The 15,265-nt window shown below is 65.6% G+C and carries 11 protein-coding genes; 5 read left to right on the top strand and 6 right to left on the bottom strand.

The window, feature by feature from the left end:
- Position 1: 1 nt before the first annotated feature.
- A complete protein-coding gene (locus tag ACQR1E_RS06480; RefSeq protein ID WP_434896830.1) occupies positions 2 to 859 on the top strand; it encodes a methyltransferase domain-containing protein in 858 nt (285 codons plus the stop codon).
- 119 nt (positions 860 to 978) lie between these two features.
- On the opposite strand, the gene ACQR1E_RS06475 is transcribed toward ACQR1E_RS06480, so the two are convergent.
- Positions 979 to 1,389 (bottom strand): (deoxy)nucleoside triphosphate pyrophosphohydrolase, encoded by a 411-nt coding sequence (locus ACQR1E_RS06475; RefSeq protein ID WP_316166260.1) that lies wholly within the window; start codon positions 1,387 to 1,389, stop codon positions 979 to 981.
- A gap of 180 nt (positions 1,390 to 1,569) precedes the next feature.
- Here ACQR1E_RS06475 and ACQR1E_RS06470 point away from each other — a divergent pair, with 180 nt between their 5' ends.
- On the top strand, positions 1,570 to 2,919 hold the full coding sequence (locus tag ACQR1E_RS06470; protein WP_315715201.1) for a TadE/TadG family type IV pilus assembly protein: 1,350 nt from the start codon (positions 1,570 to 1,572) through the stop codon (positions 2,917 to 2,919).
- 91 nt (positions 2,920 to 3,010) lie between these two features.
- Positions 3,011 to 3,382: a hypothetical protein gene (locus ACQR1E_RS06465; protein WP_315751942.1), complete on the top strand. Its 372-nt coding sequence runs from the start codon at positions 3,011 to 3,013 to the stop codon at positions 3,380 to 3,382.
- A 9-nt stretch (positions 3,383 to 3,391) separates the two neighbouring features.
- On the opposite strand, the gene argJ is transcribed toward ACQR1E_RS06465, so the two are convergent.
- Positions 3,392 to 4,633 (bottom strand): bifunctional glutamate N-acetyltransferase/amino-acid acetyltransferase ArgJ, encoded by a 1,242-nt coding sequence (gene argJ / locus ACQR1E_RS06460; protein WP_315715203.1) that lies wholly within the window; start codon positions 4,631 to 4,633, stop codon positions 3,392 to 3,394.
- 252 nt (positions 4,634 to 4,885) lie between these two features.
- Positions 4,886 to 5,785 (bottom strand): peptidylprolyl isomerase, encoded by a 900-nt coding sequence (locus ACQR1E_RS06455; RefSeq protein WP_316166257.1) that lies wholly within the window; start codon positions 5,783 to 5,785, stop codon positions 4,886 to 4,888.
- A gap of 392 nt (positions 5,786 to 6,177) precedes the next feature.
- On the opposite strand from ACQR1E_RS06455, the gene secA reads away from it, so the two are divergent.
- The gene (gene secA / locus ACQR1E_RS06450; RefSeq protein WP_316166256.1) at positions 6,178 to 9,030 is read left to right on the top strand and encodes a preprotein translocase subunit SecA; all 2,853 of its coding nucleotides are present in this window, start codon (positions 6,178 to 6,180) and stop codon (positions 9,028 to 9,030) included.
- Between the two features lie 591 nt (positions 9,031 to 9,621).
- On the opposite strand, the gene ACQR1E_RS06445 is transcribed toward secA, so the two are convergent.
- Positions 9,622 to 10,920, bottom strand: a complete 1,299-nt coding sequence (locus tag ACQR1E_RS06445) for a flavin-dependent oxidoreductase (RefSeq protein ID WP_316166254.1) — start codon at positions 10,918 to 10,920, stop codon at positions 9,622 to 9,624.
- Positions 10,921 to 11,130: 210 nt separating this feature from the next.
- Between ACQR1E_RS06445 and ACQR1E_RS06440 the strand changes: the two genes are divergently transcribed.
- Positions 11,131 to 12,129, top strand: coding sequence for a glycerophosphodiester phosphodiesterase (locus ACQR1E_RS06440; RefSeq protein WP_434896829.1), 999 nt, complete (start codon positions 11,131 to 11,133; stop codon positions 12,127 to 12,129).
- A gap of 57 nt (positions 12,130 to 12,186) precedes the next feature.
- On the opposite strand, the gene ACQR1E_RS06435 is transcribed toward ACQR1E_RS06440, so the two are convergent.
- Together ACQR1E_RS06435 and ACQR1E_RS06430 are read right to left on the bottom strand one after the other, a co-directional pair.
- Positions 12,187 to 12,912 (bottom strand): outer membrane protein, encoded by a 726-nt coding sequence (locus ACQR1E_RS06435; protein ID WP_434896828.1) that lies wholly within the window; start codon positions 12,910 to 12,912, stop codon positions 12,187 to 12,189.
- Between the two features lie 117 nt (positions 12,913 to 13,029).
- Positions 13,030 to 14,937 (bottom strand): acyl-CoA synthetase, encoded by a 1,908-nt coding sequence (locus tag ACQR1E_RS06430; protein WP_434896827.1) that lies wholly within the window; start codon positions 14,935 to 14,937, stop codon positions 13,030 to 13,032.
- Positions 14,938 to 15,265 lie beyond the last annotated feature (328 nt).

Raw genomic sequence — 15,265 nt, 5'->3', positions numbered from 1 at the left:
CATGACCCCGCCCGGCACCGCTCCCGTTCTGTTCGATCGCAGCTTGCTCGCGCTCAGGCTGCGGCGGGCTGCGCGCGCGCCCGAGACCTTCCTGCTGGAGCGCGTCGCCGAGGATATCGCGGATCGCCTTGCCGCGGTGAACCGGTCCTTCACCGCGGCTGCCGACGTCTGGACGCCGGCCGCCGGCTTGAAGCCGTATCTTTCGGGACGCCTCTCGCAGCTCGCGCATATCGCCGCGCCCGCCACCGCGGACGAGCGGCTGCCGTTGGCCGCGCAATCGCTCGATCTCGCGCTGTCGGCGCTGGCGTTTCAATTCGTCAACGATCTGCCCGGACTGCTGGTGCAGATTCGCCGGGCCTTGCGGCCCGATGGTCTGCTGCTGGCGGCGCTGATCGGCGGCGATACGCTGACCGAGCTCCGGCAATCCTTCGCCGCCGCCGAGGCCGAATGCGAGGGCGGCGTCTCGCCGCGTGTCGCGCCGTTCGCCGATCTGCGCGACATCGGCGGTCTGCTGCAGCGTGCCGGCTTCGCGCTGCCCGTCACCGACGTCGACCGCGTCGTGGTCCGCTATGCCAGCGCGCTCGGCCTGATGCAGGATCTCCGCCGCATGGGCGCGACCAACAGCCTGGTCGAGCGCCGTCGCACGCCGACGCGCCGCGCCACCCTGCTGCGCATGGCCGAGATCTATGCCGAGCGCTTCGCCGATCCCGACGGCCGCATCCGCGCCACCTTCGATATTATCTGGCTGTCAGGCTGGGCCCCGCACGAGAGCCAGCAGAAGCCGCTGAAGCCGGGTTCGGCGACGGTGAGCCTCGAGGCGGCAGTGAACCGGAGCCCGCGCGCGGGAGCTGATGAATAGCTACTCTCGTCATCGCCGGGCTTGACCCGGCGATCCATCCCTCTTGAAGAGTCCGAATGTCGATGGATGCGCGGGTCAAGCCCGCGCATGACGAGTGAGCGTGAGGCTATCGCGGCGCCTCACATCAGCAGATCGATCAGATGCGGCAGGAGCGGAATGTCCGCCGGGGGCATCGGGTAGTCGCGCAGCTTGTTCGGCCGCACCCAGGCGAGCTGCTGTCCCTCGCGCGCGGTGACCACGCCTTCCCAGCGCCGGCAGATGTAGAGCGGCATCAACAGATGGAACGTCTCATAGCCGTGGCTGGCAAACGTCAGCGGCGCGAGACAGGCCTCGCGCACGATGATGCCGAGCTCCTCGTCGAGCTCGCGGATCAGGCTGGCTTCGGGGCGCTCGCCGGGCTCGAGCTTGCCGCCGGGAAACTCCCAGAGTCCCGCGAGCGTCTTGCCGGGCGGCCGCTGCGCCAGCAGCACACGATTGTCGGCGTCGACGAGCGCGCAGGCGACCACGAGCGTGAGTTTCAGGTCGGGCATGGTCCGATCGGTTTGAGAGGGATGCGCCGGTCCGAGAACCAAGTGCGCCTGTTGAGGGAATCTTAACCTAGGCCGTTTCGAGCCCGGTTTCCACGGTCGAAATAAGCCAACCTTAATGGCCGGCCGCGTATTTTCACGGGTGAACGCCATGGCCTCCTCATGGTTTGTTAGGCATCATTCATGCGAATTTTATCCAGCCTGCTCGGCCGCCTGCGGCGCGACGTCAGCGGCAACGTCGCGGTGACGTTCGCGATCGTCTGCGTCCCGCTGATCACCGCGGTCGGCTGCGGCGTCGACTACAGCCGCGCCAACCAGATGCGCGCCAAACTGCAGGCGGCGGTCGACGCCGCCTCGGTCGGCGCGGTGTCCCGGACCTCGCCGGCCTTCATCGCCGCAGGCACGATGACCTCGGACGGCGTGATCGCCGCCGGCAATGACGACGCGGCGAAGATCTTCAACGGCAACATGTCGGGCACCTCAGGCTATACGCTGACCAGCCTGACGCCGGAGGTGAAGAAGGCCGGCTCGGTGCTGAGCGCCACCGTGTCGTTCACGGCCACCGTGCCGATGATGTTCATGAACATCGTCGGGTTCAAGACCATGACCCTGCAGGGCTCGTCGACGGCCAAGGCCTCGATGCCGAAATACATCGACTTCTACCTGCTGCTCGACAACTCGCCGTCGATGGGCGTGGCGGCGACGCCGGCGGACGTGACCAAGATGGTCAATGCGACATCGGACGCAAGATACGGCAGCAACCGCTATTGCGCCTTTGCCTGCCACGACTACAACGATTCGAACAACTTCTATAACCTCGCGAAGAGCATCGGCGTCACCACCCGGATCGACGTGCTGCGCAGCGCCACCCAGCAGCTGATGGACAAGGCGCAGCAGACCCAGACCTATCCGAACCAGTTCCGCATGGCGATCTATGATTTCGGTGCGGCGTCGAAGACGATCGGGTTGCGGTCGCTGTTCTCGCTCTCGTCGAGCCTCTCCAGCGCCAAGAGTGCCGCCGGGAACATCGACCTGATGGGCGTGTATGGCAACAACGATTCCTATACGGCAGACAAGGATACGCCGTTCACCAGCGTGTTGCCGGCGATCAACAACGAGATTGCGACACCGGGCGACGGCACGTCGGGTTCGCCGCTGAAATACCTGTTCTTCGTCTCCGATGGCGTCGCCGACGAGAGCAATGCCGCGTGCCTGAAGCCCAAGGCCGGCGGCAACCGCTGCCAGTCGCCGATCAATCCGGCGCTGTGCACGGCGCTGAAGAGCCGCGGCATCAAGATCGCCGTGCTCTACACGACCTACCTGCAGCTGCCGACGAACAACTGGTACATGAACTGGATCGATCCGTTCAACAAGGGGCCGTTCGGCCCCTCGCCGAACAGCGAGATTGCGCAGAACATGCAGGCGTGCGCGTCCGATGGGTTCTATTTCGAGGTGTCGCCGACCCAGGGCATCTCGGATGCGATGCAGAAATTGTTCGACAGGGCGGTCGCCGACGCACGGATCGCGGGTTGAGTTGGCGCGGATTGCAATCAAAAATGGCGTTGATCGCCGTCACGACCTGAGGTGAAATCCCATCGGGTGCTCGACCCGATGGGAGGTTCGCGTGATCAAGGCTGCTGCGCTGGCATGTGTGCTGACTGTGGCGTTCTCGGCGGGGGCTTCGGCCGCCAATTGCATCGTACCGCCGTTCTCGACGCTGGAAAACCAGACGGCTCAAGGGCACATGTACGCTAAAACCGGCAAGCGCTGCAGCATCGCAGTCCTGCACTCGCGCGGACCGATTTTCGGCGTCCGCGTGCTGTCTGCTGCGAGCCACGGCGTGGTCTCCGTGCAGGGGGCGCAGGTCGTGTACGTCTCGAAGCCGGGCTTCGTCGGCGAAGACCACTTTGCCTACGTCCGGCACGGGGCCGATATGCTCAATCGGCCGGTGACCAAGGGCGTCGAGGTCACCGTCCATGTCAGCCAGCAGCTCTGATCCCGGCGGCTACGAGCGGTAGTCGCCGTTGATCGCGACATATTCCTTGGTCAGGTCGCAGGTCAGCACGCGGTCGCGGCCCTTGCCGAGGCCGAGCGCCACCTTGATCTGCACCTTCTGCGCCTTCATCGCCTCGGAGACTTCCGTCTCGTCATAGGACGGATCGCGCGCGCCCTTGGAGGCGACGCGGATGCCGTTGAAGGAGATCGAGAGCTTGTCGCGGTCGGCCGGCTCGCCGGCCTTGCCGACGGCCATCACGACGCGGCCCCAATTGGCGTCCTCGCCGGCGATCGCGGTCTTGACCAGCGGCGAGTTGGCGATCGACATCGCGATTCTGCGCGCCGACGGCTTGCTCTTGGCGCCCTCGACGATGATCTCGACCAGCTTGCGGGCGCCCTCGCCGTCGCGCGCGACCTGCTCGGCGAGGTCGGCCAGCACGGCATTGAACGCCTTCACGAACGCCTTCGCGCGCGGATCGCTGGCGCGGCTGATCTTCGGTGCGCCCTTCGCCGCGGCGGCCCCGGTGGCGAAGGCGAGCAGCGTGTCGGATGTCGAGGTGTCGCCGTCGATCGTCACCGCGTTGAAGGTGTCCTCGACGCCGGCCTTGAGCAGGGCCTGCAGCGCGGGGGCCGAAATCGGCGCATCGGTGAAGATGAACGACAACATCGTCGCCATGTCGGGCGCGATCATGCCGGCGCCCTTGGCCATGCCGTTGATCGTCACCTTGGCCTTTCCGAGCTTGACGGTGGCGGTGGCGACCTTCGGGAAGGTGTCGGTGGTCATGATGGCGCGCGCTGCACCCATCCAGTCCTCAGGCGCCGCGGTGCCGGCCAACCCTTCGAGCACGCCGTCGAACTTGGTCGCATCCAGCGGCTCGCCGATCACGCCGGTCGAGGCGAGGAAGATCTCGTCCTGCTTGCAGCCGACCGCCTTGGCTGCGATCGCCGCCGTCAGGGCCGTCGACTGCTTGCCGGTCTTGCCGGTGAAGGCGTTGGCGTTGCCGGAGTTGACCACCAGCGCGCGCGCCTTGCCGCCCTTCAGCTTGGCCCGGCACCATTCGACCGGCGCCGACGGGCATTTCGACAGGGTGAACACGCCGGCCACGGTGGTGCCGGGATCGAGCAGCGCCAGCAGCACGTCGGTGCGGTTCTTGTAGCGGATGCCGGCCGCCGCAGTCGCGAGCTTGACGCCCGCAACGGCGGGCATGTCGGGGACATCGGTGGGGGCGAGCGGGGAGACGGCTGAGGACATCGGAGAGGCTTCCGGGAATGAGCGGGAAGCGCTCTGTATCATCTCGGTCGTCGTTGTGGGAGTGGATGTCACTGCACCCACTGCTGTCATCCCGGCGAACGCCGGGATCCATAACCACAGGGTCCAGTTGGGAGCCCCGGTATCGGCCGCGTGCCTGTTTCAAACATCACGCGGTATGGGTCCCGGCTTTCGCCGGGACGACACCACTTATGACGCGACCATGTCCCGTCTCAAGCCAAGTAGCCGAGCCGCTTACTTCTTCGCCGGCTCGGCCGGCTTCGCGTCCGCCGGCTTGGCGGCGTCGGCGGCCGGCTTGTCCAGGCGCTCGATCTTGGCGGCCTCGCGCAGCTTGCCGACGTAGTCGGCCTGGGCCTTGCGGGTGACGTAGGTCTCGATCTGGCCCTTGACCTGGTCGAACTCCGGCGGCTTGCGGCTGCGCTTTTCCTCGACCTTGATGACGTGCCAGCCGAACTGGGTCTTCACCGGATCGGAGATCTTGCCCGGCTCCAGCGAGAAGGCGACGTTGGCGAATTCCGGCACCATCTGCTCCTTGGTAAAGAAGCCGAGGTCGCCGCCGTCCGAGGCACCGGGATCCTTGGACTTCTTCTTGGCGAGTTCGGCGAAATCGGCGCCCTTGGCGAGTTCGGCCTTGACGGCCTTGGCGTCGTCCTCGGTCTCCACCAGAATATGGCGGGCGTGGACCTCCTGCTCGCCACCGATCTGCTTGGCGGCCTCCTCATAGACCTTCTTCATCGCGTCCGGCGTGGTCGCGGCCTTGCCCTCGCTGGCCAGCAGGCTGTCCATCAGCAGCCGGTTGCGGGTGAAGGCGAGGCGCTTCTTGAACTCCTCGGTATCGGCGACCTTCTTGTCCTCGGCCGCCTTGGCGACCAGCTTCATGTCGATCAGGAACGACAGCACGTTCTCGTCCTTGGTCGCCGGATCCATCTGCGCGAGGCTCTGTCCGAGCTCCTCCTCGGCGAGCGTCACGTCGCTCTTGCGGATCTCGGCGCCGTTCACCTTGGCCAGCACCGGGTTGGCATCGTCGGCGGCGCGTGCGGGCGCGGCAAGCAGGGACAACGCGAGACTTCCGGCGAGAGCGGTGGCAAGGCCGAGGCGCAGGCCGGTTTTCGTAACCGGGAACGACGTGGTCATGGAAAATCCTTGTTGAGAAGAGGGGGCTCGAGGGGGAGGCCTCAGGGCGGCCGGGACACTCGCCCAATCGCCGTGCCTTGGCAACGCGAAAAGTCTGTCAATTTCGTGAAATCGGCGACAGGTTGGCGACGACGGCCCCGCTGTCGGGCGCCGTTGACAACGTTCCCCCCCAGCCATATCTCTGCCCGGTCGCTTCAAGGGCGATGGCGCTTATTTTGCTGCGTTTTTGGCCGTTGAACCCTGGTTTGCCTGTCTCCCACTCATCTGGCGGACGCCGCCCGGCGCCGAAGGTCGAGGCTGGCGCGGGTGCTGCGGTGCATCACGTCGGGAACAGCAAACCCAAACCATGAGTTACGGCTGCAACGCAGACCCATAGAGGCAGGATTTCAGCAATGATCGGCGCGCTCGCCCGTAAGCTATTCGGCTCCGCCAACGACCGTCGCGTCAAGGGTTACCAGTCCCGTGTCAATGCCATCAATGCGCTGGAGCCGGAGCTCGCCAAGCTGACCGACGAGCAGCTCAAGGCGCGCACCGATGAGTTCAAGAAGCAGCTCGCCGACGGCAAGACGCTCGACGACATCCTGGTCCCGGCCTTCGCCACCGTCCGCGAGGCCTCCAAGCGCACCCTCGGCCAGCGCCATTTCGACGTCCAGCTGATCGGCGGCATGGTGCTGCACGAGGGCGACATCGCCGAGATGAAGACCGGCGAAGGCAAGACGCTGGTGGCGACCCTCGCGGTCTACCTCAACGCGCTCGCCGGCAAGGGCGTCCACGTCGTGACGGTGAACGACTACCTCGCCCGCCGCGACGCCGGCTGGATGAGCCAGATCTACGGCTTCCTCGGCCTGACCACAGGTGTGATCGTGCACGGCCTCGACGATGCCGAGCGCAAGGCGGCCTATGCCTGCGACATCACCTACGGCACCAACAACGAATACGGCTTCGACTATCTGCGCGACAACATGAAGTACCGGCTGGAGGACATGGTCCAGCGCGGGCACTTCTTCGCCATCGTCGACGAGGTGGACTCCATTCTCATCGATGAAGCGCGCACGCCGCTGATCATCTCCGGCCCGCTCGACGATCGCTCGGAGTTCTACAACACCATCGACACCTTCGTGCCGAAGCTCGACAAGACCGACTACGAGGTCGACGAGAAGCAGCGCACGGTGACGCTCACCGAAGCCGGCATGGAGAAGATCGAGACCCTGCTGCGCGATGCCGGCCAACTCAAGGGCGAGTCGCTCTACGACGTCGAGAACGTCTCCGTCGTGCACCACATCAACCAGGCGCTGCGCGCGCACACGCTGTTCACCCGCGACAAGGACTACATCGTCCGCGACGGCGAGGTCGTGATCATCGACGAATTCACCGGCCGCATGATGCCGGGCCGGCGCTATTCGGAAGGCCTGCACCAGGCGCTCGAGGCCAAGGAGCACCAGCCGGTGCAGCCCGAGAACCAGACGCTGGCCTCGATCACCTTCCAGAACTACTTCCGGATGTACGAGAAGCTCGCCGGCATGACCGGCACGGCGGCCACCGAGGCCGACGAGCTGTTCGACATCTACAAGCTCGAGGTGCTGGAGATCCCGACCAACCTGCCGGTCGCGCGTCTCGACGAGGACGACGAGGTCTATCGCACCCAGCAGGAGAAATACGCCGCCATCCTCGCCGAGATCGAGCGGGCGAATTCACGCCTGCAGCCGGTGCTGGTCGGCACCGCCTCGATCGAGAAGTCCGAGGTGCTGGCCGCCTATCTCAAGCAGCACGGCTACAAGCAGATCGATTTCGGCAGCGAGCGCGCGCTCGACAAGCTCTATGCCGCGGCCCGCGCCGGCAAGCCGGCAAAGCTGTTCGCGGTGCTGAACGCGCGCTTCCACGAGCAGGAAGCCTACATCGTGGCCGAAGCCGGCGTGCCTGGCGCGATCACGATCGCGACCAACATGGCCGGCCGCGGCACCGACATCAAGCTCGGCGGCTCGCTCGAGATGCGCCTGCAGCAGGAGACCGCCGGGATCACCGACGAGGCCGAGAAGGCCGCCAAGATCGAACAGATCAAGGCCGACATCGCCCGCTTCCGCGAGATCGTGCTGAAGGCCGAGGAGACGGTCGAGATCGAGCCCGCCAAGGGCTCGAAGGCGGCGAAGACCGTGACTAAGCCGGGCGGCCTCTACATCATCGGCTCCGAGCGCCATGAATCTCGCCGCATCGACAACCAGCTGCGCGGCCGCTCCGGCCGTCAGGGCGACCCCGGCCGGTCGAAATTCTTCCTGTCGCTGGAAGACGACCTGATGCGCATCTTCGGCTCCGACCGGCTCGACAGCATGCTGACCCGGCTCGGCCTGAAGGAAGGCGAGGCCATCATCCATCCCTGGATCAACAAGGCGCTGGAGAAGGCGCAGCAGAAGGTCGAGGCACGCAACTTCGACATCCGCAAGAACCTCCTGAAGTTCGACAACGTCCAGAACGACCAGCGCAAGGTGATCTTCGACCAGCGCGTCGAGCTGATGCAGGACGAGAGCGTGGTCGAGACGATCACCGACATGCGTCACGCCTTCATCGACGATCTCGTCGCCAAGCACGTTCCCGAGCACGCCTATGCCGAGCAGTGGGACGTCGCCGGCCTGAAAGAAGAGCTGAAGCGCGTGCTCGACATCGACCTGCCGGTCGACGAATGGGCGAAGGAAGAGGGCATCGCCGACGAGGAGCTGCTCAAGCGCATCGAGACCCACGCCGACGAGCGCATGGCCGCCAAGGTCGCGCAATGGGGCCCCGACGTGATGCGCTACGTCGAGAAGACCATCCTGCTGCAGACGCTCGACCACCTCTGGCGCGAGCACTTGGTGATGCTCGACCATTTGCGCCAGGTCATCGGCCTGCGCGGCTACGGCCAGCGCGATCCGCTGCAGGAGTACAAGTCGGAAGCCTTCACGCTGTTCGAGGCGATGATCGCGCATCTGCGCGAGGCCGTCACCGCGCAGCTGATGCGGGTCGAGATCGTGCCACCCGAGGAGCAGCAGCCGACGCTGCCGCCGATGCAGGCGCACCACGCCGATCCCAGCACCGGCGAGGACGAGATGGCCTTCGCGAACGTCTCCCTGGTGCCGTCCTCGGGGGCCGCTCCGGTCCCGGCCGAAGCACGCAACCCGAACGATCCCTCGACCTGGGGCAAGATCGGCCGCAACGAGGACTGCCCCTGCGGCTCCGGCAAGAAGTACAAGCACTGCCACGGCCGCTACGCGTAGCTGAAAGCCTTTGATGGTGGTGCGAAGATCCGAGAAGCCCGACGGAGACAGCCTTAAGGTGAAGCTGTCGCCAAACCTGTGGCCAGCCAAGTCTGCTGTGAGAATGGCTCTGGTTAACGGGGAGACGCAAGTGGAATCTCGAACGAAAATCAACCCTTAGTTGAGGTAGATCAATTTTGATTGCGACGCGACGTGTAGCCTTTCGAACAAAATGGGAGGCTTCCGATGATGATACGGTCGCATGAAGTCTTGATAATCTTGGCTTGTCTGTGCAGTAGCGCGAGCTATGCAGCCGAATCCCAAGCCGGGCCTTATATCCCTCCGCTACGGCCGCCTGAAGGCGTCAAACCTGCTCCAGAATACAAGCCGGGTCCGTTGTCTCCTGGGGAGTTACGCCCACCTCGCGAAATCCCGACCTACACGCCAAGGCCGGAACCTCCAGGCCCCATGACCCCTCCAAGCCGCTTTCCAAAGTGAGAACTTAGCGGGCATGGGTGAAAGCAATTCAGAGGCCTACAACCGCTTCGGGTTGCTTCGCTGCTTGTGCTCCTCGCGATAACGGAGGGTGGCTCTTACCGTGCCATCTAGTAGTCAAGCGGCCTTGGTCGTATCGACCCGCGCCCCTTCCGCAATCGTCCTTGGCGCGGCGTTGAGCTGCTCGATCGCGAACCCTGCCGCCTTCTTGTAGCCGGCCATGAAGGCGTCGCGCTCGGCCGGCGGGATGACCTCGTCAATATTGGTGAACGTCCCGCCGCAGCGCTCGTCGACCAGGTTGAGCAATCCGAACGGCCCGGCGCCGCGGTTGCGCAGGATGACCTGCGAAATCGGGCCGCACAGCTTCTCGTCATACGCCGAGAGCGCCGCCGGTGTGACGCCATGCGCCAGCAGCGAGGCGCCGAGCACGCGGGCGTCGACGATGGCCTGGCTGGCGCCGTTGCTCCCCGTCGGATACATCGCATGCGCGGCGTCGCCCATCAGCGCCACCGGACCGTCGACCCAGGTCGGCACCGGATCGCGGTCGATCATCGGGTTCTCATAGGCGCCGTCGGCGCCGGCGATCAATGCGGGCACGTCGAGCCAGTCATAGGTCCAGCCCGCGAAATGATGCGCAAACTCCTTGACCGGCACTTGGCGGAACCAGCCGGTCTGCTTCCAGCCCTCGGTGTTGTCCATCGTCACTTCCGCGATCCAGTTGATCAGCGCCAGCCCCGTCTTGGGGTCGGGATGCGAGATCGGATAGACCACGACGCGGTGGCGATGGGTGCCGAGTCCGACGAAGGATGATCCGGTGCGCATCGGCTTCGCCCAAGTGACGCCGCGCCACATCACCGCGCCGCCCCAATGGATCGGCGGCTGCGCCGGGTGCATCTGCGCGCGCACCGCCGAGTGGATGCCGTCGGCGCCGATCAGGAGCCGCCCGCGCTGCTCGGAGCGCAACCCATCGGCATGCTCGACGCGTGCGGTCACGGAGCCGTCCGCATGCTTCTCATAGCCGCTGACGCGGCTGCCGAGCCGTACGCAATCAGCGCCAGTCCGCTGCACCAGCCGGCTGTACAGCAGCATGTGCAGCTTGCCGCGGTGAACCGCATATTGCGGCCAGTTGTAGCCGGCAAGCAGCCCGCGCGGCTCGGAATAGATGTCGTTGCCGTTCAGCCCGACCAGCGCCCATTCCTTCGCGGGCACGCCGACCTGATCGAGATCGTCGGCGCCAATGCCCAGATCATACAGCTCGCGCACGGCATTGGGCTGCAGGTTGATGCCGACCCCGAGCGGCCGCATCTCGCGCACGCTCTCGTAGACCACGCAGGGCACGCCGATCTGCTGCAGGGTGAGTGCGGTCGCGAGGCCGCCGATGCCGCCGCCGGCGATGATGACAGGAAGGTCGGTCATGGGCATGGGTCCGTCGCGCCTGAACTCGGGAAACAAAGCTCGAAAGGAGGGTCGATAGGGATGCTGGCACGACGCGTGCAGCGCGCGGATCGCCTCCCTCGATCCATCCGTGGCCAGCGTTATCCGCCGGTCTGTGGCAAAGGCCTAATTCAGAAGGCCAGCCGAAACAAGGGGAATGGGCAATCCGCGCCGTCATGGTAGGCTGGTGCCATGCACCGTCCAACTCTCTCCCTCTGTGCGGCCCTGTTGCTGGCCGGTCTGGCGAGTCCCGCGACAGCCTTCGACGTCGAGGCTCATCGCGGCGGGCGGGCACTGCATCCGGAGAACACGCTGCAGGCCTTCGCCGCAGCGCTCGCGTTGGGCGTCGATACGCTGGAGCTCGATGTCGGCGCCACGGCCGACGGCGTGCTGGTCGTCTCGCACGAGCGGCGGCTCAATCCCGGTCTCGCCCGCGACGCTTCCGGCAACTACGTCGTGCCGCCCGGACCGCTGCTGATCGACCTGCCGCTGGCCGAGGTGCAGTCCTACGATGTCGGCCGGATTCGCCCCGGCAGCGACTATGCCAGGCAGTTTCCGGAGCAGCAGCCGCTCGCAGGCGACGTGCCGCCGCGCATTCCGACCCTGAAGCAGGTGTTCGATCTCGTCAGGCGCTCGGGAGACGACCATGTGCGTCTCAACATCGAGACCAAGCTCGATCCGGCGTTTCCCAACGAAGCGCCTGACCCGGCGCGGTTCGTCAGCCTGCTGCTCGGCCTGATCGATGCGGAGCAGTTCGCGGATCGCGTCATGATCCAGTCGTTCGACTGGCGCACCCTGCAGTTGGTACAGCAACGCGCACCTCGGATTCCAACCGTCTATTTGTCACTGCAGCGGGGCAAGGCGCCGACGGTGTCGTTGACCGAGGCCACCCGCTGGACCGCCGGCTTCAATCCTGCCGATCACGGTGGCTCGCTGCCGCGCACGATCAAAGCGGCCGGCGGCAAGGTGTGGTCACCCTATTTCGCCGACATCACGCCGGGGTTGGTCGCCGAAGCGCATGCGCTCGGGCTGCAGGTCGTGGTCTGGACCGTGAACAAGCCGGAGGACATGGCGCGACTGATCGACACCGGCGTCGATGGCATCATTTCCGATCGGCCGGATCTGTTGCGCAAGGCCTTGGCGGAGAAGGGCATCGCCTTGCCCGTCGCATCAGCAACCGGACCAAACTAGCAATGAACGGCGGAGGCCTGTCCGTTGCCTTCAACGCCCGGAGAGGTAGAGCGCGTCTCAGAACCGATAGTTGACGCCGAGGGTCGCGGCGTGAATGCGGTCCTTGACCTCGAAGCCCGTGATGTTGACGACCGGCACCGTGTTGGTCATTACGATGCCGCTTTTGCCGAAATCGTAATAGTTGTACTCGGCATTCACGGACCAGTGCGGGGCAAAGGCCCACTCCACACCTGCGCCCGCCGTCCATCCGGTTCGCATTGAGGTCGTGCTCGGATCGACGGCGACTCCAGACTGAAGGATGAACGGATCCTCGTTGCGCTCGCGCGTCCAGGCCGCGCCGCCGCGGGCATAGACCAGCCAGCGTTCGGCGTAGACATAGCCGAGCCGGGCCGTTGCAGAGCCCAGGAAATCGTTCGTCGTGATGAACTGCGACGGGCGAATCACACCGGTGATGCGATTTCGGACCGTGCCGCCATGGCTGGTTCGCAGGCTGCTCCAGGCAGCGCGGGCCTCGGCGCCGATCACCCAGGCCGGTGCGAACTGATAATCGCAACCGATTTGGCCGCCGCCAACAACGCCGGCCCTGCTGTAGTCTCTGACGGCTCCCAAATCGTTGATCGTGGTGTCGGTGCTGACGACTCCTCCGACGTGACCGCCGATGGAGCAACCGGTCCAGCTGAACCTGACCGGAATTGGAGCTTTGGCCGTGATCGGCAGATCGGCAGCAGCCGCCGCTGCACCGGACAAAGCGATCGCCGTTGAAGTCAGCAGAACCTTGAGCATTCCAAGACACCTCAGCACATTCGCGCTGAGGTGGTAGCACCTGATGGTAGTTCTGTATGTTGTCCGCCAGCAACATGCCGCAAAAATACGGGAACTTTGCTGGCGACTCGGGGCAGCTCACTCCATCACCACCTCGTGCCGGATCACGAACGGCGCGAGCAGCGTATGCACCTCGTTCTCGATCGCCTCGCGGCTTTCCGCCGGCACGTTGCGCAAGGTCACCGTCGCGATGCTGCCGTGGCTGCCGTGCGGGCCGACCTTGACGCTGCAATCGATGCCGCGGTCGGTGAGTTGCGACAGCACCTTGGTGAACACCCGCGTCGCGGCGTCCCAGCGCAGTTGCGGCTTGAACACCTTGCCGACGCCGGTCACCGGCATCGGATCGATCGGGATGATCTGCACCGGCACCGCGGCGCGCTCCGGAGTGCGGGCGCGTACCCAGTCCTCCAGCTCGCCCGGTTGCACGCTCGCGCCGGGCTTGAGCTGCACATAGCCGATCGGCAGCTCGCCCGCATAGGCGTCGGGCTGACCGACCACCGCGGCGAAGCCCACGGCCGGATGCTGGAACAGGATCTCCTCGATCGGCGCCGGATCGATGTTGTGGCCGCCGCGGATCACGAGGTCCTTGGCGCGGCCGGTGATCCAGAGGAATCCGTCGGCATCGAGCCGGCCGAGATCGCCGGAGTTGACCCAATGTCCCTGGACGAAGGCGCCCTTGTTGTGGGCGTCGTCGAGATAGCCGGAGAACACGCCGGGCCCGGCCATGATGACGACGCCGATCTCGTCCACGGCGCAGTCGCGCTCATAACGCCCGTCGGCATCGAGCTTGACGATCCGCACCTTGGCGTAAGGCAGCGGCAGGCCGACCGAGCCGAGCCGGATCGGCTGGTCCGGATAGGCCATGGTGTGCACGCTCGCGGTCTCGGTCATGCCGTAGACCTCGATCACCGGCAGCTTGAGCTTGTCCATGATCGCCTGCCCCACGGCGACCGGAATCGCCGAGCCGCCGCCCGCGGCATAGCGCAGACTGGAGATGTCGGCCGCACCTTGTGGCACAGCCAGAGTCGCGGCGAGCACGGTCGGCACGCTCGACAGCGTCTCCGGCTTGAAGCGCTCGACCAGGCCCCAGATGTTGCGCACCGCATTCGGATTGCGCCAGCCGGCGCCCGACAGCACGACGAGGGACCCGCCCGCCGACAGCGTCTGCAGCGCCTGGGTCAGCGATCCCCCGACATGGAATAGCGGCATGCCGAACAGCAAGGTGCCGCCGGGCTTGGCCTTCAGGACCAGGTTGATCCCCCAGGCCTGATAGACTTGGTTGCCATGGCTGTGGCGCACCAGCTTCGGCGTGCCGGTCGTGCCGCCGGTGTGGAAATAGGCGGCGGTGTCGCTGGCCTTGATCTGCCGGCCGCTGACGAGGTGGTCGCTCGGCTGCGCTCCGATCAGGTCGTTGAACGCGTGAATGCCGTTGGCGGGGTCACCGCCGCCGCCATGCACCTGCACGATCGCCTTGAGGTGCTTGAGGCCGCCGCGCACCTTCTCGACCTTCTGCCAGATGTCGGTGCCGGGCAGGGGGCCGAGCGCCACCAGCACCTTGGTCCTGGCGGCATCGAGAATCTCGGCGATCTGGTGCGGCTCGAGCAGCGGATTGACCGGGTTGGCGATGCCGGCGGCCTCGGCGCCGAACAGCGTGACGAAGGCGTCGGGCACCAAAGGCAGCATGAAGCTGACGACGTCGTCGGGACCGACTCCGAGCGCATGAAACATGTTCGCCGCCTGCGTCACCCGGGCGATGAAGTCGCGATAGGAGATCACCACCGGCGTGTCGGCCGGATCGGCGTTGGGCAGAAACTGGATCGCCGGCGCATCCGGGTTGACCGAGGCGCCGCACTTCAACGCCTCATAGGTGCTCTGCGCGGCGATCCGTTCGCCATACGGCGTCTGCTCGAAGGCGCGGATGTCAGCGGTGCTTGCGAATGTCGGATAATCGCTGCCGATGGCGCGATCGAGCAGGTGAATGCCCATGGCCTGTCCTCCCTGTGTCGTGTCCTCGTCCGGCGGTTTTGGTCCCGCCGGTGATCGCGCGCGGGCTCTATGCGGCCCGTTCGTCGCGATCGTCACAGGACAGGATGAGGGAGGATTCGTCTTGCGTCTATCCCGGCGTTGCCGGGCGGACCGCCCGATTTGCCGCAGGCGAGGAGACGAGGCGTGGTCAAGTCGTCTTGATGCGACGCGAAGACCGCTCCGATTTCCGCGTCATTGCGAGCGCAGCGAAGCAATCCAGGGTGGTGGGGGGGCTCTGGACTGCCTCGCTGCGCTCGCAATGACGGGAGGATAGAGCTTAGCCCTGAAT

Origin of the sequence: Bradyrhizobium sp. HKCCYLRH1030 (genome assembly GCF_051168395.1) — a bacterium.
Classification (GTDB): Bacteria; Pseudomonadota; Alphaproteobacteria; order Rhizobiales; family Xanthobacteraceae; genus Bradyrhizobium.
Note: the sequence above shows the minus strand (reverse complement) of the source record. Positions and strands in the feature narration are given on the sequence as shown.

What these genes read in the sequence shown, in the direction of transcription:
- ACQR1E_RS06440 (WP_434896829.1), top strand. Translation starts at nt 11,131, where the DNA reads ATGCACCGTCCAACTCTCTCCCTCTGTGCGGCCCTGTTGCTGGCCGGT.
- ACQR1E_RS06430 (WP_434896827.1), bottom strand. Translation starts at nt 14,937, where the DNA reads ATGGGCATTCACCTGCTCGATCGCGCCATCGGCAGCGATTATCCGACA.
- argJ (WP_315715203.1), bottom strand. Translation starts at nt 4,633, where the DNA reads ATGTCCTCAGCCGTCTCCCCGCTCGCCCCCACCGATGTCCCCGACATG.
- secA (WP_316166256.1), top strand. Translation starts at nt 6,178, where the DNA reads ATGATCGGCGCGCTCGCCCGTAAGCTATTCGGCTCCGCCAACGACCGT.
- ACQR1E_RS06455 (WP_316166257.1), bottom strand. Translation starts at nt 5,785, where the DNA reads ATGACCACGTCGTTCCCGGTTACGAAAACCGGCCTGCGCCTCGGCCTT.
- ACQR1E_RS06435 (WP_434896828.1), bottom strand. Translation starts at nt 12,912, where the DNA reads ATGCTCAAGGTTCTGCTGACTTCAACGGCGATCGCTTTGTCCGGTGCA.
- ACQR1E_RS06480 (WP_434896830.1), top strand. Translation starts at nt 2, where the DNA reads ATGACCCCGCCCGGCACCGCTCCCGTTCTGTTCGATCGCAGCTTGCTC.
- ACQR1E_RS06475 (WP_316166260.1), bottom strand. Translation starts at nt 1,389, where the DNA reads ATGCCCGACCTGAAACTCACGCTCGTGGTCGCCTGCGCGCTCGTCGAC.
- ACQR1E_RS06470 (WP_315715201.1), top strand. Translation starts at nt 1,570, where the DNA reads ATGCGAATTTTATCCAGCCTGCTCGGCCGCCTGCGGCGCGACGTCAGC.
- ACQR1E_RS06445 (WP_316166254.1), bottom strand. Translation starts at nt 10,920, where the DNA reads ATGACCGACCTTCCTGTCATCATCGCCGGCGGCGGCATCGGCGGCCTC.